19 protein-coding genes are annotated in these 21,587 nt (G+C 34.5%); 10 read left to right on the top strand and 9 right to left on the bottom strand.

The genetic code is table 11. From position 1 onward, the window contains the following. Positions 1 to 116: 116 nt before the first annotated feature. Entirely contained in the window at positions 117 to 1,292 is a 1,176-nt protein-coding gene (locus tag B0A64_RS14745; protein ID WP_089480281.1) for a GlmU family protein, read from the bottom strand. Between the two features lie 376 nt (positions 1,293 to 1,668). Next, on the bottom strand, positions 1,669 to 1,920 hold the full coding sequence (locus B0A64_RS14740) for a type B 50S ribosomal protein L31 (protein WP_059116365.1): 252 nt from the start codon (positions 1,918 to 1,920) through the stop codon (positions 1,669 to 1,671). Positions 1,921 to 2,169: 249 nt separating this feature from the next. Between B0A64_RS14740 and B0A64_RS14735 the strand changes: the two genes are divergently transcribed. From B0A64_RS14735 to B0A64_RS14710, 7 genes are all read left to right on the top strand, one after another. Next, positions 2,170 to 2,703, top strand: a complete 534-nt coding sequence (locus B0A64_RS14735; protein WP_089480280.1) for a DUF4199 domain-containing protein — start codon at positions 2,170 to 2,172, stop codon at positions 2,701 to 2,703. Positions 2,704 to 2,711: 8 nt separating this feature from the next. Continuing rightward, on the top strand, positions 2,712 to 3,668 hold the full coding sequence (locus B0A64_RS14730; protein WP_089480279.1) for a glycosyltransferase family 2 protein: 957 nt from the start codon (positions 2,712 to 2,714) through the stop codon (positions 3,666 to 3,668). A gap of 176 nt (positions 3,669 to 3,844) precedes the next feature. Then, positions 3,845 to 5,572, top strand: coding sequence for a phospho-sugar mutase (locus B0A64_RS14725; RefSeq protein ID WP_089480278.1), 1,728 nt, complete (start codon positions 3,845 to 3,847; stop codon positions 5,570 to 5,572). A gap of 6 nt (positions 5,573 to 5,578) precedes the next feature. Further along, on the top strand, positions 5,579 to 5,902 hold the full coding sequence (locus tag B0A64_RS25550; protein WP_244285410.1) for a DUF1016 N-terminal domain-containing protein: 324 nt from the start codon (positions 5,579 to 5,581) through the stop codon (positions 5,900 to 5,902). 14 nt (positions 5,903 to 5,916) lie between these two features. Further along, on the top strand, positions 5,917 to 6,243 hold the full coding sequence (locus B0A64_RS25545) for a PDDEXK nuclease domain-containing protein (protein WP_244285409.1): 327 nt from the start codon (positions 5,917 to 5,919) through the stop codon (positions 6,241 to 6,243). Then, positions 6,236 to 8,065: an ABC transporter ATP-binding protein gene (locus tag B0A64_RS14715; RefSeq protein WP_089480277.1), complete on the top strand. Its 1,830-nt coding sequence runs from the start codon at positions 6,236 to 6,238 to the stop codon at positions 8,063 to 8,065. The genes B0A64_RS25545 and B0A64_RS14715 overlap by 8 nt, the downstream gene beginning before the upstream one ends. A gap of 129 nt (positions 8,066 to 8,194) precedes the next feature. Then, positions 8,195 to 8,896, top strand: a complete 702-nt coding sequence (locus B0A64_RS14710) for a DUF2971 domain-containing protein (protein WP_089480276.1) — start codon at positions 8,195 to 8,197, stop codon at positions 8,894 to 8,896. A gap of 285 nt (positions 8,897 to 9,181) precedes the next feature. Here B0A64_RS14710 and B0A64_RS14705 read toward each other — a convergent pair whose 3' ends face one another. The 3 genes from B0A64_RS14705 to B0A64_RS14695 all read right to left on the bottom strand — a co-directional run bounded on the left by B0A64_RS14705 (position 9,182) and on the right by B0A64_RS14695 (position 14,221). After that, positions 9,182 to 9,904: a hypothetical protein gene (locus B0A64_RS14705; protein ID WP_089480275.1), complete on the bottom strand. Its 723-nt coding sequence runs from the start codon at positions 9,902 to 9,904 to the stop codon at positions 9,182 to 9,184. Between the two features lie 142 nt (positions 9,905 to 10,046). Further along, positions 10,047 to 12,506, bottom strand: a complete 2,460-nt coding sequence (locus tag B0A64_RS14700) for a TonB-dependent receptor (RefSeq protein WP_089480274.1) — start codon at positions 12,504 to 12,506, stop codon at positions 10,047 to 10,049. 11 nt (positions 12,507 to 12,517) lie between these two features. After that, positions 12,518 to 14,221: a M23 family metallopeptidase gene (locus B0A64_RS14695; RefSeq protein WP_394338370.1), complete on the bottom strand. Its 1,704-nt coding sequence runs from the start codon at positions 14,219 to 14,221 to the stop codon at positions 12,518 to 12,520. Between the two features lie 170 nt (positions 14,222 to 14,391). On the opposite strand from B0A64_RS14695, the gene B0A64_RS14690 reads away from it, so the two are divergent. The 3 genes from B0A64_RS14690 to rny all read left to right on the top strand — a co-directional run bounded on the left by B0A64_RS14690 (position 14,392) and on the right by rny (position 16,751). After that, positions 14,392 to 14,682: a hypothetical protein gene (locus tag B0A64_RS14690; RefSeq protein WP_068845046.1), complete on the top strand. Its 291-nt coding sequence runs from the start codon at positions 14,392 to 14,394 to the stop codon at positions 14,680 to 14,682. A gap of 4 nt (positions 14,683 to 14,686) precedes the next feature. After that, a complete protein-coding gene (locus B0A64_RS14685; protein WP_041516860.1) occupies positions 14,687 to 14,980 on the top strand; it encodes a cell division protein ZapA in 294 nt (97 codons plus the stop codon). Between the two features lie 208 nt (positions 14,981 to 15,188). Then, on the top strand, positions 15,189 to 16,751 hold the full coding sequence (gene rny / locus B0A64_RS14680; RefSeq protein ID WP_089480273.1) for a ribonuclease Y: 1,563 nt from the start codon (positions 15,189 to 15,191) through the stop codon (positions 16,749 to 16,751). Between the two features lie 95 nt (positions 16,752 to 16,846). Here rny and B0A64_RS14675 read toward each other — a convergent pair whose 3' ends face one another. The 4 genes from B0A64_RS14675 to B0A64_RS14660 all read right to left on the bottom strand — a co-directional run bounded on the left by B0A64_RS14675 (position 16,847) and on the right by B0A64_RS14660 (position 21,248). Beyond that, positions 16,847 to 18,367, bottom strand: coding sequence for a sensor histidine kinase (locus B0A64_RS14675; RefSeq protein ID WP_089480272.1), 1,521 nt, complete (start codon positions 18,365 to 18,367; stop codon positions 16,847 to 16,849). Between the two features lie 158 nt (positions 18,368 to 18,525). Further along, complete coding sequence (xerD, locus tag B0A64_RS14670; RefSeq protein WP_089480271.1) at positions 18,526 to 19,422, bottom strand: site-specific tyrosine recombinase XerD; 897 nt, start codon at positions 19,420 to 19,422, stop codon at positions 18,526 to 18,528. Positions 19,423 to 19,491: 69 nt separating this feature from the next. Continuing rightward, positions 19,492 to 20,112, bottom strand: a complete 621-nt coding sequence (locus B0A64_RS14665) for a porin family protein (RefSeq protein WP_089480270.1) — start codon at positions 20,110 to 20,112, stop codon at positions 19,492 to 19,494. Positions 20,113 to 20,669: 557 nt separating this feature from the next. Then, on the bottom strand, positions 20,670 to 21,248 hold the full coding sequence (locus B0A64_RS14660) for a porin family protein (protein ID WP_089480269.1): 579 nt from the start codon (positions 21,246 to 21,248) through the stop codon (positions 20,670 to 20,672). Between the last annotated feature and the right edge of the window lie 339 nt (positions 21,249 to 21,587).

Genomic DNA, 21,587 nt, shown 5'->3' with positions numbered 1-21,587 from the left:
GGCCGGACTTCAGTCCGGTTTAATATGCAAAGACATGTAAAAAAACAAAAACCGACAAGTTTTTAAAGCCTGCCGGTTTTTTTACATTATCTAATTTTCAAATGGTCTAATTACAATTAATCTTTTCTCCATTTTTTAGTTTCCTCAAAAATATGTTCTAAGATGGCAGATTCAGTTTCGTCAAAATCTATATTACGTCGTCCCATAACCAGCTTTGCAGTTTCGAACGCTTTTTTGGTTACATAAGTCGTAAAACCTGCTGCTCCGCCCCAGGAAAAACTAGGTACAAAATTGCGGGGAAAACCACTGCCAAAAATATTAGCGCTTACTCCTACTACAGTTCCCGTATTAAACATCGTATTGATTCCGCATTTACTATGATCTCCCATCATTAAACCACAAAACTGAAGTCCCGTTTTTGCAAAACCTTCTGTTTCATAGCTCCATAATTTTACTTCTTCGTAGTTGTTTTTCAGGTTCGAATTGTTACTATCAGCACCAATATTACACCATTCTCCTAAAACAGAATCTCCCAGAAATCCGTCGTGCCCTTTGTTTGAATTGGCAAAAAGAATCGAATTTTTGACCTCTCCTCCTATTCTTGATCCGGGACCAACAGTGGTTGCACCATAAACCTTGGCATTTAGTTTTACCTGTGCATTCTCGCATAAAGCAAACGGACCACGAATTACAGAACCTTCCATAATTTCGGTATTCTTACCTATATATATAGGTCCGGTTGAAGCATTCAGGGTTACAAACTCTAATTTTGCTCCTTCTTCAATAAATATATTTTCGGGTGCAATAACATTTACACTTTTTGGGATGGGCTGCGATTTTCGGTCTTCGGTCAGATATATAAAGTCTTCTCGAATGGCGGCATCATTTTTAGAAAAAATATCCCAGGTATGTTCTACTGTCAAAGTATCTTCGTTGTAGGCAATAATTTCGTATGAATCGAAGTCTACTTCTTCCTGATTTTCAGTGGTAAAAAAAGCAATTACATCATCTCCTTTAAAGATTGCCTGATTGGTTGTTAAGTTAGAAACCATTTCGGCAAGCGTATCATTTGGTAAATACGCCGCATTGATCATTACATTTTCTTCTAATTCTACCATCGGAAATTTCTCAGACAGGTAATCTTCGGTAATAGTGGTTATGGTCGACCCTAAACGCGCCTCCCATTTTTGGCGAATCGTCATTATTCCTATTAATATATCAGCAACAGGTCTTGTAAAAGTAAAGGGCAACAAAGCATTCCGGACGGGACCGTCAAAAAGAATGTAATTCATAAATATTAAATTTGAAACTTGTTAAAATCTTGATTTGGTTATCGGGATCAAAGTTACAAATATTTTATTTGTCTAAGAATATGTGTTACTGATCGAAATAAATAAGAGTGCTTTATTTTCGACGATACTAATTATGGCGTTCCCCTCCGGGTCAGGCCGTACGCTAAATCTTTTGCGATTTGGGTATTAGTTGGGCTTCGCCAGAAATTTAGTTTATCGCAAAAAGGATACCGCTTCCATCCTTAACGCAGTCCACGATAACCGGAGATCCATTTTTTAGATTTTAAAATCATCACAAAAACTTACTTCATAAAAAAATGCCATAAAAAAAGCCTTCCGATCCGGAAGGCTTTTGTATAAGTATAAACAGCTATTCTTATTTAGCGTGTTTTGCATATTTAGTTTTAAATTTATCAATACGTCCTGCAGTATCGATAAGTTTAGATTTACCAGTATAAAAAGGGTGAGATGTTCTTGAAATCTCCATTTTTACAACTGGATACTCAACTCCGTCAACTTCAATTGTTTCTCTTGTATCTGCAGTAGATTTAGTGATAAAAACTTCGTCATTTGACATGTCTTTAAAAGCAACTAATCTGTAATTTTCTGGGTGAATTCCTTTTTTCATCTTTTCTTTTATTTATTGTTTAGAGCATTTTTATTTTGAAGCTTTTTCGTGGTTAGAAAAAGGTGTAAACAAAGGATACTCTTTTTTGTTTTAAAACTTTTAATTATTTTGAGTTTGCAAATTTACAATTCTTTTTTAATATACAAATGTTTAGTCCACTTTTTTTTAGTTAAATTCACAAAGCTTTTTTATCTCTCCTTATATTGGGAATTACTATATTTGTGGATTAATTTTAAAACATATAGAAATATGATTAACGAAGTTATAAAAAAGAATGGTATTACTTATGGTGTAATGATCGGAATTGCATCTGCATTGGTAACGGCTACTATATATGCGATCGATTTAAACTTATTCACATCATGGTGGATCGGGCTCTTAAGCCTCGCGATCAACCTGACTATATGTGTTGTTTTACTTTCTAAAACCAAGAAAGATCTAAAAGGTGTTTTTCCTTTTAAGGAAGCATTTACCACTTATTTTATAGCTGCAATAACGGGAATTCTGATTTCTACCTTTTTCAATATTATTTTATTCAATTTTATTGATCCCGCAGCAAAAGACACTTTAAACGAATTAATTATTAAATATACGGCAGGTATGATGCAAAAATTTGGGTCTCCGGCAGCTGTTATTAATGAGACAATTAATAAAATGAAAGAGACAAATCCGTATTCTACCATAGAACTACTTAAAGGATCTGTTTTTGCGGTTGTAATCAGTTCTATATTTGGATTAATTTTCGCAGCATTTTTTAAAAGCAAAACTACTATACAAGAATAAAAATATAAATGAATTTATCTATACTTATACCGCTTCTTAACGAGGAGGAATCACTAAAAGAACTCTACACCTGGATTATTAAAGTGATGCAATCTAACAATTACTCTTATGAAATCATTTTTGTAGATGATGGTAGTACAGATGATTCGTGGAATATTATTGAAAGTTTTTCTAACGAAAACCCGCATGTAAAAGGAATTCGTTTTATGAAGAACTTTGGTAAATCTCAGGCACTTCACGCTGGTTTTGCAAAAGCCCAAGGTGATGTTATTATTACTATGGATGCCGATTTGCAGGATAGTCCGGATGAAATTCCGGGATTGTATGAGATGATTACAGCTCAAAAATTTGATTTGGTTTCAGGCTGGAAAAAGAAACGTTACGACTCTGTGGTGGCAAAAAACCTTCCGTCGAAATTATTCAATTGGGCGGCAAGAAAAACTTCCGGTGTTGAATTGAATGATTTTAACTGCGGCTTAAAAGCATACAAAAATACAGTTGTAAAAAACATTGAAGTATCAGGCGAAATGCACCGATACATTCCGGTTTTGGCAAAAAATGCCGGTTTTGGTAAAATTGGCGAAAAAGTAGTGATTCATCAGGCTCGTAAATATGGGGAAACCAAATTTGGAATGGAGCGTTTTATAAACGGTTTTCTGGATTTGATTACCATTTGGTTTTTATCCCGATTCGGAAAAAGACCCATGCACTTATTTGGCGCAATGGGATCGGTAATGTTTATCATTGGTTTTTTATCTGCCGGATATATTGGTATTTCAAAATTGTACCACATGTACAATGGCATGAAATATAGCCTGGTAACCAGCAACCCATGGTTTTTTATCGCTTTGACTACCATGATTTTAGGAACTCAGTTATTTCTGGCTGGTTTTCTTGGAGAAATTATTTTAAGAACTAAAAGTAACGAAGCACGTTATAAAGTAGCCCGAGAGGTTAATTTTTAACGTAAAACCCTAGCCCTGATTACTTCACTATACTTCTATTTTAATCGGAGTTCAGTGAATTTCATTTGAAGGGAAAATCCTTTTATATCCGCCGCGGCGGATATAAAAGATTGGAATGATAGCAGGAAATAGCTCCTGAAAATTATTATTATTTTAAATATAAAAATATACGAATGATGAATATAGCACCTAATATTTTGAATGCTGTAAACGAATGGCTGACCCCTACATTTGACAAAGAAACACAAGCAGCTGTTAAGGAATTAATGACTACGGCACCAAAGGAACTTGAAGAAAGTTTTTATAAAAACCTGGAATTCGGAACTGGTGGAATGCGTGGCGTTATGGGCGTTGGAAACAACAGAATCAACAAATATACGCTTGGAAAAAATACTCAGGGTTTATCTGATTATATGCATCAGGTTTTTCCAAATCAATCCCTAAAAGTGGTTATTGCTTACGATTGTCGTCACAATAGCAATACTTTGGCTAAGGTGGTTGCTGATGTTTTCTCGGCAAACGGAATTCACGTTTACTTGTTCTCTGATTTACGACCTACTCCTGAATTATCATTTGCTCTTAAATATTTAGGCTGCCAATGCGGAATTGTGCTTACAGCTTCTCATAATCCGCCGGAATACAACGGATACAAAGTGTATTGGGAAGATGGCGGACAAATTGTTCCTCCTCAGGATGCTGCAATTATTGATGTAATCGAAAATTTAGGTTACGACAAAATTAAATTTAATGCTAACGAAAGCCTGATTCAATATATCGATACTGAAATTGATAAAGCTTTTGTAAAATCATCTATAGAAAACGCAAGTTTTAATACTCCGGCAGAAGCCAAAGAGAATTTGCAGGTAGTTTTTACTTCGTTGCATGGAACTTCTATAAAATCTGTCCCTGATACTTTATCTCAGGCTGGTTACACCAATGTGCACATTGTTCCGGAACAAGCGGAGCCAAACGGGGATTTCCCAACGGTAAAATCTCCTAATCCCGAAGAGCCGGAAGCGTTGACGATGGCTTTGGCACTGGCAGACAAAACAAACTCTGATATCGTGGTAGGAACTGATCCTGACTGTGATCGTCTTGGTGTTGCCGTTCGAAACAATGAAGGCAAAATGATTTTGCTTAACGGAAATCAAACCATGATTTTGATGACTTCTTTTTTATTGAAACAATGGAAAAAAGCAGGCAAAATCAATGGCAAACAATTCGTAGGTTCTACAATCGTTTCAACTCCTATGATGATGGAATTGGCGACCAGTTATGGTGTAGAATGCAAAGTTGGCTTAACCGGTTTTAAATGGATTGCCAAAATGATTAAGGATTTCCCGGAACTCGAATTTATTGGCGGTGGCGAAGAAAGCTTTGGTTTTATGGTTGGTGACGCCGTAAGAGATAAAGATGCTGTTGCAGCAACTTTATTAATATGCGAAGTTGCCGCTCAGGCAAAAGCAGCAGGAAGCAGCGTTTATAAAGAACTTTTGCAACTTTATGTAGAGAATGGTTTTTATAAAGAGTACCTGGTTTCGATAACCAAAAAAGGAATGGAAGGTTTACAGGAAATTAATCAGATGATGATTGCTTTACGCGAAAACCCTTTGAAAGAAATTAGCGGACAACGTGTAATTATGGTTGAAGATTATCAATCATCGATTGCCTTAAATCTATTGTCAGGCGAAGAATCTACAATGGACATCCCGAAATCGAATGTATTGATTTATTATACAGAAGATGGTTCTAAAATTTGCGCCAGACCAAGCGGAACGGAGCCTAAAATCAAATTCTACATTAGCGTTAATGCTGAGTTAGATTCGGTTACCAATTTTGATGCTGCCGAAAGTTTCTTAGACGAAAAAATACAAAATATCATTGCAGGAATGCAGTTGAAATAAAAAATAATGAGTGATAAACCGGAGACAAATGACAAACCAGAACTGTTAAATTCGATTATAGGATTAATAGATCAGACTCGTCATTTTGTTGCCAAAACGGTTAATCAGGAATTAACGCTATTGTATTGGAAAATTGGAAAATCCATCAACGAAGAGATTCTAAAAAATGATCGTGCTGATTACGGAAAGAAACTCATTAAAAATTTAAGCGAAGAACTTTCAAATAGATATGGAAGCGGATTCAATAAAAGAAACCTACATAGTTTCATCAAGTTAAACACTATAATTCAAGACCTTACAATTGTGCACAATTGTAAGGTCTCATATTAGAACTTTAATTTACATTGTTTACTTTTTTATCATCGTGGTCTTTACCAATTGTTGCCATCGACTTAAAACTTGGAAAATTCAAGGCAGATTACAAAGGTCAAATGGAGCTGTATTTACGTTGGCTGGAGAAAAATGAACAAAAAGAAGGCGAAAATAAACCAATTGGGTTAATTTTGTGCAGTGAAAAATCTCCTGAACAAATTAATTATCTAATGCTTGACAATGATGAACAAATCAAAGTCTCAGCTTACTTAACCCAATTACCAGAAAAAAAATTATTGCTGGAAAAACTCGAAAGAGCCATTGCCATTGCAGAAAACAATATCCATAAAAATGAGTAATTTCAAAAAAATAGTTCCTTTTATATATCCGTATAAAAAATATGCTTTCTTAAACATTTTCTTTAATGTTTTGTATGCGCTTTTTAGCACACTTTCGTTCATGGCATTGATCCCTATGCTTCAGGTTTTGTTTGACAAAACCAAGAAGAATACTATTATGCCCACTTACGAAGGAATTAGCCATATAAAAGAATATGGAGAAAACTATCTAAGTTATTATATTACTACAAATACAGATCCTCATAATCCCGGATTTGTATTATCCGTAATGGTTACTCTGATTATTTCGATCTTTTTATTAAAAAACTTAGCAGATTACCTTGCGATGTTTTTTATTAACTTTTTGCGAAATGGTGTTTTAAGGGATATGCGAAATGCACTTTATAAAAAAACGCTCGAATTGCCTTTGGCATTCTATTCTGAAAAAAGAAAAGGGGATGTTATCTCCAGAATTTCCGCAGATGTCAACGAGGTTCAAACTTCGTTCCTGGCAATATTAGAACTTATTGTAAAAGAGCCTTTAACGATTGTTTTTACCATATTTGCGATGTTAATCATTAGCGCAAAACTTACCTTGTTTGTCTTTATATTTATCCCTATATCCGGATATATTATCTCACTGATCGGGAAACAACTAAAAAAACAATCCAGCAAAGCACAACAGGAACAAGGTGCTTTCCTGTCGACTATTGAGGAAACAATTGGCGGATTGAAAGTGGTAAAAGGATACAATTCTGAGAACTATTTTAATACTGTTTTTCAAAATTCGACTGAACGTTTCTTCAGATTATCAAACAGTATTGGAAATCGCCAGAACTTAGCTTCGCCTGCGAGTGAATTTATGGGCATCACCGTAATTGCTATATTGCTTTGGTACGGAGGTCAGATGGTTTTGATCGAAAAAACACTTGACGGCCCTTCTTTTATTGCTTACATGGGATTGGCTTACAACATTCTTACTCCTGCAAAAGCTATTTCTAAAGCTTCTTACGGAGTTAAAAGAGGAAATGCAGCAGCAGAACGTGTTCTTGAAATTTTAGAGCAGGAGAACACGATTGTATCTAAACCGGAGGCAATCGAAAAAACTTCTTTTGACAGCGAAATAAACATTCAAAACATTAACTTTAAGTATGAAAACGAAACGGTTCTAAAAGACTTTTCGCTTCAAATTAAAAAAGGTCAAACGGTGGCGCTTGTTGGACAATCCGGAAGCGGAAAAAGTACAATTGCAAACTTACTGACTCGTTTTTATGATGTAAACGACGGAACTATTGCTATCGACGCTATCAACATAAAAGACATGAACCTGCAATCGCTTCGCGGTTTAATGGGATTGGTAACGCAGGACAGCATCTTGTTTAATGACACTATAAAAGCAAATATTGCATTAGGAAAACTGGACGCTACTGATGATGAGATTATTGAAGCACTAAAAATCGCAAATGCTTTTGAGTTTGTAAACGAATTACCACTAGGGATTCATACGAACATTGGTGACAGCGGAAACAAACTTTCCGGTGGTCAGAAACAACGTTTATCGATTGCCCGTGCCGTATTAAAAAACCCTCCAATCATGATTCTGGACGAAGCAACATCTGCATTGGACACGGAGAGTGAAAAGTTTGTTCAGGTGGCTTTAGAAAATATGATGCAAAACAGAACTTCGATTGTAATTGCGCACCGACTTTCGACCATCCAGAAAGCAGACAAAATCGTTGTAATGCAAAAAGGAAAAATAGTAGAACAAGGTACACATGATGAATTGATTGCCCAAAATGGCACTTATAATAAATTGGTAACGATGCAATCATTTGAGTCGTAAATAAAAGAATTTACTTTTAGCCACAGATTACACAGATTAACACAGATTCTTTTTTTAACGAAATAAAATCATTTTAATCTGTGTAATCTGTGGCTATTTTTTTTATACTAAATCTTAAAAACAAGAAAAATGTATCTCAACAGTCAGAATATAAAGCTTCCCGATGATCCAGATACCATTGTATGGAAATACTTAGACTTATCTAAATTTCTCGATTTATTAATGTCTAAAAAGTTATTCATGTCCCGATCTGACAAATTCGAAGATCAGTATGAGGGCACTTTTAGCGAACCTACTTTTGAAGAGATCAAAAAACTAGCTATAGACAATCCTGACTTTTTAAATTATTATAAAACGCACCGCGAGCAGGTTGCGATAAGCAGCTGGCACATTAACGAATATGAATCGTTTGCCATGTGGCAAATATTTACTCAAAATAGCGAAGGCATAGCGATTCAGTCCACTCTTGGCAGATTGCAAAAAGCAGTAAAACCTGAAAATAATTTTGATCAGTATATTGGCGAAGTCAATTATATCGACTATAAAAAAGAATATATTCCGTTTGATGACTTATTCTTTCCGTTTTTGTTTAAGCGAAAAAGTTTTCAGTACGAGCGTGAAGTTCGTATTATTACAGACACTTCAAAAAGTGATCTGAAACTAAATGACGGTTTAAAAATAAATGTCGATCTCAAACAATTAATCGAGAGAATATACATTCATCCAAAATCCGAAAACTGGTACAAAAAGCTTGTAATAGAACTGGTAGAACGCCTTGGTTTCGATTTCGAAATAGAGAAATCTGATCTGGAAAGTGATATATTGATTTGATCTTTTTAAGATACTGAGGTTCTGAGGTGCTAAGATTCTAAGTTTTTTTGCCACAGATTATACAGATTAAAATTATTATCTCAAGGATTAGGATTTATTTTATTGATTATAATATTTTTTTTATCATTACGTAAACTGGACTAAAGTCCAGCTCTACAAACTTTGCCGAACCTTCGGTTCTTTTTTATCGATCCTAGTAAAAAAGGCGATTTAAAAATTAATTTTTAAATCGCCTTTTTTTGATTCCGAAATCTTAGCACCTCAGAACCTTAGTATCTTAGAAGCTTAGATAGGTTTATAGCTCTTAACTTCCCATTTCTTAGAACCCAAATCAATGTAATTATAATGCAAAACGTCATTTTTGTCAAATTGTCCGTTTTGGTTGGTATCTTCGATTGTTCTAAAATACAAACGGTTTTTAGATTCAATCAAGCTCCAATCTACCAACTCCTGAAAGTCTTCGGATATCTTTGTGAAGTTTTCACCGCTAATATTGCTCAAATACAATGTTTTGATATCTCCTGTATCGATTTTACCATCTTTATTGGTGTCAGAATCAGCCAGAGTATAGACCATAATTTGGTTTTGAGTTCTGTCTGCGACTGTTTTTAAATACGTAGCGGTTAAGATCAAAGCAGGTTTATCTGTCAAAGGTCTTATAGAGTCTGAGTCTACCTTTTGGAATTTTAAATTCTGCAAATACCCTGTAATTTCATATTCTCCTAAATTCGAAATCGTAAAACTTACATCGTTTACACTCGAAGAACCGTAACGTGATTTTGTTCCTCTTTCAAAAACGCGCAAATCTCCAACCGGATGAATCAAATAGCTTGTTCCTTCCATCTGGATAGGCAAATCTGCTACTTCAATCTGCGTTGAATCTGTTTTTGCCACAACATTTGTTTTGCTTGCAGCATCATAAATTACTTTTGGTTTCTGAGTATCATCTTTACAACTCACTAATGTTCCGATGATTGCTAAGGCTATATATTTTAAAGAATTTTTCATGTATGCTAATTATATTAGAATATCAAATATAGTATTTTTGATTGTATTATTTCTTTTTATTGAATTTTACTAAAACATAAGGATCTGCTACCTTTTGAACGCAGATAGTTCTCTTCTTATTGCAGAACAATTTAATCAATCTTTACAACCTTGCATTCAGCTTTACATTAAAAACCCTTGTAGTCATATAATTTGGAATTGCATATTGGTTTTTAGAATACACATCACGAACCCAGGTATTGGTGATGGCATTTTGATTGTTGAAAAGATTAAAAATCTCTAATCCAACCGATAATTCTTTAAAGTTTTTCAACCATTTTGCTTTGGCTACTTTGGTACTGTTATCCACAAAAACCTTAGCAAAACCAACATCTGCCCTACGATAATCATTTAAGCGGCTCTGATACAAATACGGATCAGAATAGGCCGGAGCTCCACCTGGTAAACCAGTATTATACACTAAATTAAGATATAATTTTACACTAGGAATATTGGGCATATAATCCTGAAACAACATCGCAAATTTCAAGCGTTGATCTGTGGGTCTGGCGATATAACCTTTATCTGCATAATTTTCTTCGGTTTTCAAATACCCAAAACTAATCCAGGATTCTGTTCCGGGCACAAATTCACCATTCAGCCTAAAATCAAGACCTTGTGCATAAGCTTTTGCATTATTATTGGCAATATACCGAATTCTGACATTATCGATCGAATACACGTTTACATCTGAAAGCGATTTATAATAAAGTTCCGTAACCCACTTAAAAGGGCGGTTCCAGATCCTGAAATTATAATCGTTGCTCAAAACAATATGAACAGATTCCTGCGCTTTTACATTCGGGTTCACAACACCATTCAGATCACGAAGCTCCCTGTAAAAAGGTGGCTGATGGTATAATCCGCCCGAAAGCCTGAACACCATATCCATATCCCAATCCGGTTTTATGGCAAATTGAGCTCGCGGACTAAAAACGATTTGATTTTTTCCTTCGACCGCAGCACCGGAAACATTCCAACTCTGAAATCGAGCCCCAACATTATACCAAACCTGACTGGAGCCTATTTCAGACTTTTTATTGTATTGTGCATAACCGGAAAACCTGTTGATTGTATTATAGTTTGTCGCGCGAACATCCTGATACGGCAAAAGTGGTCCGGTATAAGGCTGGTAAGGCTGATTGTTTTTAGGCAAAACTATGATTGGCGGATTGATAGAAAACCCTGCCGAATCGATCATCTCCCATTCTGTGATCCTGTCACGAATGGATTCACGGGTATATTTTAAACCAAATTCTATCTGGCTGTCGTTTTTCCATTCTTTAAATCCTTTTATCTCGGCATTAGCGATCAAAGCATCCAAATCATTTCGGGCATGACTTAACTGAGAACCAATTCCTCGGGTAAAATCAACTTCAGTAGTTTCATCGTCGCCTTGATTCCCTAAACGATATTGTGCCAGAATATCAAAATGTTCCTGTTCCTGGGTATGAAAAAGTGACCCAATAAATTTCAGGGTAAAAGTTGATGATACTTTGTAAGTTGTTTTCAAAGCGCCAAAATAAGTGTCATATTGATCTCGCTCCTGACCTTCGTAATATACGGCAAGTTTCATGGGCTGATCGACAGTTCCAAATTTTGTCTCACGGGTTAAAGGCTGATACAAATATTTGTTCTGGGAAATATTTCCTAAAAAACTTACTTGCCATTTTTTAGAAATATCATAATTAATATTGGTCTGGATATCTGCAAAAGTTGGTGTATAGTTGGTTTGTGTATCCTGACTATTGACCAGTAAGCTATTATTGCGATAGCGGACTCCTGTTACGGCAGACCATTTTTTATTTTTAGAAACAGCATCTACAGAAATGCTTCCGCCCAATAAACTAGCTTCCAGCGAAGCACCAAATTGTGTTGGTTTTCTATAGGTAATATCTAAAACAGACGATAGTTTATCGCCAAATTTAGCCTGAAATCCTCCAGCCGAAAAATCGACATTCTGAACCAGATCTGTATTGGTAAAACTCAATCCTTCTTGTTGTCCGGAACGAATTAAAAAAGGACGATAGACTTCGACCTCGTTAACATATACTAAATTTTCGTCATAATTTCCGCCGCGAACCGCATATTGCGTGCTGAGCTCATTATTTGAATTTACACCGGGTAATGTTTTTAGAATATTTTCGATTCCGGCATTTGCACCCGGAATTTTCTTAATAGTTGCTGCGTCAATAGTGGCAATTCCCTGAACACGTTTTTTATTTTTGGAAGACACGAATACTTCTCCCATTTGTTCTTCGGAATTGCTCATAACGGGATTAAAAACAAAAATCTCATTTGGTTTTAAACTCACCGTAAGACTCATCATCTTTAACGAAATATGGGTAAAAATCAAGGAAGTTTTTTTATTGGAAGGCACATCGATTTCAAAAAAACCATTGGAATCTGATTGTACAATAGTACCCAAAGCAGCAATATTGACATCGCCAACAGGTCGATTTTGATGGTCTAAAATAACACCTTTGACATGAGCTTTTTGAGCAAATGAAACACAAGTGATGCATAAAAAAAGAAAAACGAATATTATCCTGCTATTATTCAAACGCTTTGGTTTTATTTTTGTTGACTTCTAAAAAAATGAGTTTCAAAGATAGCAGAATTTCCTACATTGTCAACCACTTCTATTTTTAAATCATTTGCACCTTCTACTAACAAGGCATCATCAAAAGTATGGGTAATTTTTCTGTTTTTATTTTCATATTCAAACAAAACCCATTTTCCGTTTAAATAGCCGTTGTAAGATTTTATTCCGGAGGAAGAATCATTAATAACAAAATCAATTTTTTTCTGATCACTAATCCATTTCCCTTCAACAGGTTTTACAATTTTTATGGTTGGCGCAATGGTATCGAGCACTAAACCAAATTGTCCTAATATTTTTGACTTGGCCGTAAAAACATCATTTTTTCTAATCGTACCGTTATAACTGGCGCTATTTCCGCTAATTCTTCCAATAAAAAGTTTATCTCTTAATGCTTCCGGATACGTATCATCTTTTATGGTAATGGTAAAATTTGAATGAACCGGAACGGTATCGTCATGTATAAAAATGCGATTATTTTTTACATCAAAATTTAAATTGAAATCATCATAAAAAGTTCCAGCCGGAAAAAAAACGGACATATTCTCTTTTTCGAAATTAGAATCTTTATTGACTTTAATAAAATATTTTGACGTTACAGGTTCTGCATTTACAACTGGTGTTGCGGTATCATACTCAACAGGAACATTAATTGAAGTTAAATTACCAAAATAATCAGATACTTCAATTCTGTATGTTGAAGCTAAATTCGGCTCGACCGAAATAATCCCACGAAGCGAGTCTGTTTTAATAATACTCAGTGCATACCGCGTTTTCATAAAAAGTTTTTGAACACGCTGACCTGATTTTTTATATTTAGGATAATCGATCAGCGCATTTACATATCGCATTTCATCAAACGAATAGGTATTAAACTGATAATTATAATTTTGATTTCCGTTAAAAAAAGTAGAAACATTAAAAACCCCGTTTTTATTGAACGAAACATCATCGTAATCTACTGCCGAAATTCCAAAACCAATTTTTCCGTTTACTTTTACCTTGCTTGCCAAATAAGTTCCGTCTTTTTGAAGCGCAACATTTAGCAGTAAAGGCTGTTTGGACTGATTGACTGTAGCATTGTCAAACGGATAAACGTAAACGCTTGAAATAGTTGGTTTTTTGGTATCTTTTATTTCTTTATCAAATCCAAAAAATATCGGATTAATAACAAACTCTGTTTTGGTATCGCGAATTTCAAAATGCAAATGTGGTCCTTCTGATGAACCTGTATTTCCGGAAAGCGCAATTACTTCTCCTTTTGTAACCGGCAATTCACCCGGTTTCAGGAACATTTCGATTTCGTAGGACTGTTCTTTATAGTGCACTTTTTTTTCGTACTCCTGAATTGAACCAAGGGTAGTTTGCAAATGTCCGTAAACTGAGGTGTAACCATTTGCATGTGTGATATAAATACATTTTCCGTTGCCAAAAGTCGAAATTTTTATTCTCGAAACATATCCATCTGCAATTGCATGAACGGTTAATCCTTCTTTTTGATTGGTTTTTAAATCAAACCCTGCATGAAAATGATTGGGTCTTAACTCCCCGAAATTCCCCGAAAGTTGCATAGGAATATCAAGTGGCGGACGGAAATCATTTTTAGGATACTGGGTCTGGGCAAAAATGAAAGGGCAAAAAAACAGGGTGAATATTAAAAATTTCATAAGCAACATTTTTGCTAAGATAAAAAAATAAGACGCCAAAAACGAGTAAAAAGCTACAAAAATACAATTGATTGAAATTCATTTATTTGGTTATTTTTAATGTAAAAAAATCGATAAAAAATTGCATTAATAAAAAGGAATACTAACTTTGTATGATTAAGTAATGAATAGGATTTACAATGAGTGTAATTGCAGAAATAATTGATACTCTTGAATATAAAGTCGAAAAGCTATTTGAGAAGTCAAAGGGCTTAGAGAAAAACAATCAGGTTTTAAGATTAGAACTAGCCAAAGCTGCGCAAATTATCCAGAAACAATCTGAAGAAATGGAGGCTTTGAAGAAGCAATATGAAACACTTAAGATAGCCAATTCGTTGCTTGGCAGCGACAATAACAAGAGAGAGACAAAGCTTAAAATAAATTCATTAATTCGCGAAATTGATTACTGTATAGCACAACTATCAGATTAAAGACATGGACGGAAAGCTTAGAATTAAAATATCAATTGCAGACAGAGTTTACCCGCTTACGGTAGAACCTACTCAGGAAGAAGGACTTAGAAGTGCTTCTAAAAAAATTGATGCTATGATCAAGCAGTTCGAAGAAAGTTACGCGGTTCGTGATAAACAAGATGTTCTGGCTATGTGTGCTTTGCAATTTGCATCACAAGTAGAACAAAAACAAATTGATAACGCAATTGATGGCGAAGAAACCATCGAAAGAATTAAAAGATTAAATTCGCTATTAGATCAATATCTCGAAAATTAAACGTTCTTTACAGAAACTAAGATACTGCCTACATTAGTTCACAATTGGTAAACTCAACACTAACAAATTAAAGTGAGTGAATCTTCGCTACTATAGTATGCCCTGCTTCGGCAAGGAAACTTGAACAGTGAGTTAGCTCAAAACTTGTCTTTACGAGTTTATACAAGCAATTAATGTAGGCTTTTTTTATATATAAATTTTAACAAACATGGACATCATAACGATCATTATTTCAGGTATTGTAGGGATTGCGGCAGGATTTGCAATCGCTAAAATTATCGAAAAAAGCAATATTTCTAACCTAATCAAAAATGCAAAAAAAGAAGCCTCTTCCATATTAAAAGACGCTAATTTAGAAGCCGAAAATATTAAAAAAGATAAAATTCTTCAGGCAAAAGAAAAATTTATCGAATTAAAATCAGAACACGAGCAAGTAATTTTATCCAGAGACAAAAAAGTAGCTGAAGTAGAAAAAAGAGTTCGTGATAAAGAATCTCAGGTTTCAAATGAGTTGTCTAAAGCTAAAAAAGTAAACGACGATTTTGAAGCTAAAACTGCTGAATACAATAATAAAATTGAAGTTTTAGACAAAAAACAAGCCGAAGTTGACAAATTGCATAAAAGTCAATTGCAACAACTTGAAGTAATTTCAGGACTTTCTGCTGATGAAGCAAAAGAGCAATTGGTTGAAGGCTTAAAAGCAGAAGCCAAGAGCAAAGCAATGTCTCATATTCAGGATACGATCGAAGAGGCAAAACTTACCGCACAACAAGAAGCAAAGAAAATCATCATAAACACCATCCAGAGAGTTGGAACAGAAGAAGCAGTTGAAAATTGCGTATCTGTTTTTAACATTGAATCTGATGATGTAAAAGGTAGAATTATTGGTCGTGAAGGTCGTAACATCAGAGCCCTTGAAGCTGCAACAGGAGTAGAAATCATTGTTGATGATACACCAGAAGCCATTATCCTTTCTTGTTTTGACCCTGTTCGTAGAGAAATCGCTCGTTTGTCTTTGCACAAATTAGTAACTGACGGACGTATTCACCCGGCGAGAATTGAGGAAGTTGTTGCTAAAACAGCCAAACAAATTGATGACGAAATTATTGAAGTTGGTAAACGTACCGTTATTGATTTAGGAATTCACGGTTTACACCCTGAATTGATAAAAGTGGTAGGTAGAATGAAATACCGTTCTTCTTACGGACAAAACTTATTGCAACACTCGAGAGAGGTTTCTAAACTTTGTGGTATCATGGCAGCCGAATTAGGCCTGAATGTAAAACTGGCAAAAAGAGCCGGTTTACTACACGATATTGGTAAAGTTCCGGATACTGAAAGTGATTTACCTCACGCATTATTAGGAATGCAATGGGCAGAGAAATATGGCGAAAAAGAAGAGGTTTGCAATGCCATTGGAGCGCACCACGACGAGATCGAAATGAAATCATTACTTTCTCCAATCGTTCAGGTTTGTGATGCCATTTCAGGAGCAAGACCAGGAGCAAGACGTCAGGTTTTAGATTCATACATACAACGTCTAAAAGATCTTGAAGAAGTAGCTTATGGTTTTAGCGGTGTAAAAAATGCATACGCAATTCAGGCTGGTAGAGAACTTCGTGTAATTGTAGAAAGCGAAAAAGTTTCTGATGATAATGCCGCAAACTTATCGTTTGAGATTTCACAAAAAATTCAAACCGAAATGACTTATCCGGGTCAGGTAAAAGTTACCGTAATCAGAGAAACCAGAGCAGTAAATATTGCAAAGTAATCTCCCATTATATCAAAAAAAAGGCTATCTCAACAGATAGCTTTTTTTTTGAACTATAAAATCTATGTTACTATGTGTTTAATAAAAACTTTGATTTACATATCATTAAAGATAATTTTAAAACTTGTCCCTACTCCAACTTCACTTTCTACAGAAATACTCCCTTTCATCGCTTCAATTTGATTTCTGGTAATATACAACCCAATTCCGCGGGCTTCCCTGTGCTTATGAAACGTTTTGTACATACCAAACAATAAATCTCCATAAATACTTAAATCGATTCCTAAACCATTATCGGTTATTTTTAATGATTTATAACCGTCCGGCTCAATAGCAAAATCAAAAACAATAATCGGATCACGATCAGGATGCGCATATTTTATAGCATTTGTCGCAAAATTCAACAAAACACTTTCCATATAAGCAGGATTAAATTTAATGGTGAGATACTTAGGAACGTTATTGATCATAGTAACGTTCTTTTGTTTATCGAACCCCTTGATTGTAGAGATTGTTTTATCGATACAGTCGCATAATTTAAGCGGAACTACTGCAATGTTTATGTTGCTTTGTGTTTTTACAATTTGAGTTAGATTAGAAATTGTTTCATTGAGATCGTTAGAAACCGTTCTTAAATGTTCGAGCATTTCGCTAACGGTTTGCTTCTGGAGATCAGCATCAATAAAGTCCAGAATAGATTTTATATTGCCTGCCTGAGTATTTAAATTATGAGAAACGATATGCGAAAAATTAACCAGACGACTATTTTGATCGCTGTACAATTTCATTGTTTTTATAAGTTCAAGTTCTTTTTCTTTTTGCAAAGAAATATCTGTATGTGTACCAATTACTCGTAACGGTTTGCCGTTTTCATCTCTTTTGATCACTTTTCCGCGGTCCAAAATCCATTTATAATTGCCACTGGAAGTCATTACCCGATGATAATTTTCATAATATGGAATCTTATTATCAAAATGTTCCTGAATATCTGAGTAGTATTTGGGCAAATCATCCGGATGTACAATTTTATCCCAGCGTTCCGGATCATCAAAAATATCAGATGATTCGAGTTCTAAAATTTTTAGCGATAAAGACGAGTAAAAAACAGTATTGGTAACCATATCCCAATCCCAAATTCCGGCTGTAGAGGCTTCGAGGGCAAACTGAAAACGTTCTTCGGATATGCGTAGTTTTTCTTCCTTATCTTTTAATTCTGTAATATCAGACACATGCCCATAGAAACTCACGCAACCATCTGTAGCCAATTCGGTTTTAGAAGAAATTTTAAACCAGCGCAATCCTTTTTTAGGCAATAAAGCCCTAAATTCTATTTCCCAGGGCTTTACCTCTCTACGTGCTTTAACCAGAGATTGAAAAAAGAAATCCCGATCCTGAGGAAAAATCCTTTCATAAATAATGAGCTTGGCATCATTTGAAAACATTTCAGCAGTGAGCTCAAAAATTTCATCGGCCGATTTACTGACAAGGGGAAAAGAATACTTATTATCGCAGTCGATAACAAATTGAAAAAGTAAATCGGGCATTTCTGCAAACAACTTTTTATAAAAATTATTCACCTCTAAGCAATCCTCATTCCCATATAAATCAAAAACCATATATCACTTATTTATGTAGATGCAATTATCTAAAATAATATCTCAACAAAAAAGAACAAAAAAACGGGCTAATCCATGTTTTTACATCTCCTGATTAGCATAAAACACTACACAATATATTAATTTTTTCGCTTAAAATGACCGAACTTAACAAAAAATTATTTTCTGGGATGGTAAGAATGCATCACTTCTTTTAAGAAACTTCTGTCTAAATGTACGTAGATTTCAGTAGTTGTAATTGATTCATGCCCTAACATTAACTGAATCGATCTTAAATCGGCACCATTTTCCAGTAAATGAGTTGCAAAAGAATGGCGTAAAGTATGTGGGCTGATATTTTTATGTAAACCAATTTTTACAGCCAGATCTTTTATAATTGTAAAAATCATGGCCCTGGTAAGCTGATTTCCTCTACGGTTTAGAAACAAAGTATCTTCGAAACCTTTTTTAATCGTTAGATTTATACGAACTTCTTTTTGATAAATCTGCATGTATTTTTGGGTCAGTTTTCCAACAGGTACAAAACGTTCCTTATTGCCTTTTCCGGTAATTTTTATAAAACCTTCATCAAAAAACAAATCTGATATTTTGAGCGAAACCAATTCCGAAACCCGGAGTCCGCAACCGTATAGGGTTTCCAGCATCGCACGATTTCGTTCGCCTTCGTTACTGCTTAAATCAATAGCGGCGATAAGCCTGTCTATTTCGGGAACAGATAAAGTATCGGGCAATTTTCGACCTGTTTTTGGGGTTTCGATAAGTTCTAGCGGATTGTCGTTTCTGTAATCTTCGAAAATCAAGTACGTAAAAAAGCTTTTTAATCCCGAGATAATTCGGGCTTGCGAACGCGGGTTTACTTCTTTTGCAACCGCATATATAAACTGTTGCAAAGTTTCATCGGTAATTTTTAGAGGCGAAACATCAATCTGATTTGTATCCAGAAAAAGACACAATCGCTCAATATCAAAACCATAGTTTTCGATTGTATTTTTAGACAAACCCCTTTCGATTCGCAAATACGATTGATAATCTTTTATATATCGGTTCCAATTCATAGACACAAAGTAAAACATTTTTGGTCATAAAAAAACCTTCCTGGATAAAGGAAGGTTTTAGAATATTTATTAGAATTTATATCCAACAGAAAATGATAAAACTTCGTTATGAACTTTACTTTTATCTCCAGCCTCTGTTTTTGCAATATTTGCCAGTCCAAAATTATATCTGGCTCCAACAGAAATATTTTCTGTCAAATCATATCCAGCACCTAAGTTTAGACCAAAATCGATTGTATTATAAAAATCTTTAATACTAATCTCTGTAGTTACATCATCGGTTTTTGATTTACCATCTGCCGAAACTAAAAATCCAATCTGTGGCCCTGCTTCTATTGCAAATTTTTTAACCGGATAATATTTAAACATTACAGGGACATTAACATATCCCAAATTATACTTAAATGTAGTTCTGAAAAAATTATAATTAGGCCCATCAAAATAACTTCCAGAAATTTTAAATTTCGCGCCCTGTTGCGAGTATAAAACCTCTGGCTGGATAGCAAATTTTTCAGATAATTTAACCTCCACAAAAACACCTGCATTAAATCCGGCTCTTAATTTAAAATCTCCGACATCACCAAAGAAATTCGAAAGGTTTAAACCGCCTTTAACACCATACTTTACATCTTGTGCATTCACAAATGCAAACGTCATCACTGCAATTGCAGACAAAATAATTTTTTTCATTTATTTTTTGTTATTATTAATTTACAAATGTAAGTTAAAACCTATAAAATATACATTGAATTAATTTTTAAAAAAAATGAAATAAAAAAACCTTCCGGTTAGGGAAGGTTTTAAAAATATTTTTTCTCTCTAATTTAATGAACGTTTGCTTGGGGATATGCTTTCGCACCTACAGGGCTTAAAACATAGATTGACTCTTACTTTAATGGCGCTTCGCACCGTGCTATTGCCAAAGCTCTTTCAGAGCGAATTTCTAACAATGCCCTGCTCGTGAACACAAAAGATTACACTAAAATTGAAATAGTGCTATTGCCAAAGCTTCTTCAGAGCGCATTTCTAACAATGTTCTGCTCGTGAACACAAAAGATTACACTAAAATTGAAATAGTGCTATTGCCAAAGCTCTTTCAGAGCGCATTGCTAAAAATGTCCTGCTCCTGAACACCCATTATACTAAAATAGAAAACAGCTGCAAGAACGTTCTTGCAGCTGTTTTATTAATTATTTTTTACCTGATAATCTGTATCCCTTTTTAGGACGAGACATTTTTAGTAAATATTAGAATTTATATCCTAAAGTAAGTGCTAAAACACTATTTTTTGGACTGTCTAAATATTGCTCTGTATTGTCAACTTCATAATCTGCGATATTAGCCAAACCAACAGTGTAACGAAGGTTTACTGAAACATTTTCTGTAAAGTTATATCCAGCCCCAAAGTTAAATCCTGTATCTACAGATTTAAAACTATCTTTTGCGTCATCACCATCAGTTTTAGCAGATACTAAAAATCCTATTTGCGGACCAGCTTCAACAGTAAATTGTTTTGTGATATAGAACTTTGCTAATACAGGAACATTGATATAATTCAATTTAGAATTAAAATCACCAAAAGAACCACCATCAAGTTTAGCTCCCTGAGTCGAAAACAAAACCTCTGGCTGAATAGATAATCGCTCAATAATTTTAATTTCGGCGAAACCTCCAACTTGAAAACCTACTAAAGATTTTGCATCATAATAATTTCCTCCAGAAAAACTGGTAAGATTAAGACCACCCTTTACACCAAATCTAGTTTTTTGCGCATTAGTAAATCCAAATGCCATTACTGCAATCGCAGCGAATATAATCTTTTTCATATTATTTGTTTTGGTTAAAATTAATATTCAAATATAAAAATTTTCTTCATAAAAAATAACTTGTATTTTAACAAATAAAGCAGTAATTAGAAACTTAATCCTGTTAAAAAACAATCTTTAGCTTATAATTTAATCCGTTGGGTACAATTACTTCCTCTCTTCGCTTCGCTTGGGTCAAAAAAATATATTCAACATATAGAAACAAATATTTTTTTAGCTAAAAAGAATGCAAAAAGAAATAAGTTTCTTTCACATAGAGCTCGCTATGTGCATTTTAAACAAGTGAAACGCCTTTATTAAAGGTTCAAAAGCTATGTTTCTATGTGTTAAAATTAATTA

Source organism: Flavobacterium araucananum (assembly GCF_002222055.1).
In the GTDB taxonomy this organism is placed as follows: Bacteria; Bacteroidota; Bacteroidia; order Flavobacteriales; family Flavobacteriaceae; genus Flavobacterium; species Flavobacterium araucananum.
This window is presented reverse-complemented; position numbering and strand designations above follow the sequence as displayed.

Coding starts and splice junctions, on each gene's coding strand:
- B0A64_RS14745 (WP_089480281.1), bottom strand. CDS start 1,292: ATGAATTACATTCTTTTTGACGGTCCCGTCCGGAATGCTTTGTTGCCC.
- B0A64_RS14660 (WP_089480269.1), bottom strand. CDS start 21,248: ATGAAAAAGATTATATTCGCTGCGATTGCAGTAATGGCATTTGGATTT.
- B0A64_RS14690 (WP_068845046.1), top strand. CDS start 14,392: ATGAGTGTAATTGCAGAAATAATTGATACTCTTGAATATAAAGTCGAA.
- B0A64_RS25550 (WP_244285410.1), top strand. CDS start 5,579: ATGAGTGATAAACCGGAGACAAATGACAAACCAGAACTGTTAAATTCG.
- B0A64_RS14725 (WP_089480278.1), top strand. CDS start 3,845: ATGAATATAGCACCTAATATTTTGAATGCTGTAAACGAATGGCTGACC.
- B0A64_RS14695 (WP_394338370.1), bottom strand. CDS start 14,221: ATGTTGCTTATGAAATTTTTAATATTCACCCTGTTTTTTTGCCCTTTC.
- B0A64_RS14715 (WP_089480277.1), top strand. CDS start 6,236: ATGAGTAATTTCAAAAAAATAGTTCCTTTTATATATCCGTATAAAAAA.
- B0A64_RS14665 (WP_089480270.1), bottom strand. CDS start 20,112: ATGAAAAAAATTATTTTGTCTGCAATTGCAGTGATGACGTTTGCATTT.
- B0A64_RS14675 (WP_089480272.1), bottom strand. CDS start 18,367: ATGGTTTTTGATTTATATGGGAATGAGGATTGCTTAGAGGTGAATAAT.
- rny (WP_089480273.1), top strand. CDS start 15,189: ATGGACATCATAACGATCATTATTTCAGGTATTGTAGGGATTGCGGCA.
- B0A64_RS14685 (WP_041516860.1), top strand. CDS start 14,687: ATGGACGGAAAGCTTAGAATTAAAATATCAATTGCAGACAGAGTTTAC.
- B0A64_RS14740 (WP_059116365.1), bottom strand. CDS start 1,920: ATGAAAAAAGGAATTCACCCAGAAAATTACAGATTAGTTGCTTTTAAA.
- B0A64_RS14735 (WP_089480280.1), top strand. CDS start 2,170: ATGATTAACGAAGTTATAAAAAAGAATGGTATTACTTATGGTGTAATG.
- xerD (WP_089480271.1), bottom strand. CDS start 19,422: ATGAATTGGAACCGATATATAAAAGATTATCAATCGTATTTGCGAATC.
- B0A64_RS14710 (WP_089480276.1), top strand. CDS start 8,195: ATGTATCTCAACAGTCAGAATATAAAGCTTCCCGATGATCCAGATACC.
- B0A64_RS14730 (WP_089480279.1), top strand. CDS start 2,712: ATGAATTTATCTATACTTATACCGCTTCTTAACGAGGAGGAATCACTA.
- B0A64_RS14705 (WP_089480275.1), bottom strand. CDS start 9,904: ATGAAAAATTCTTTAAAATATATAGCCTTAGCAATCATCGGAACATTA.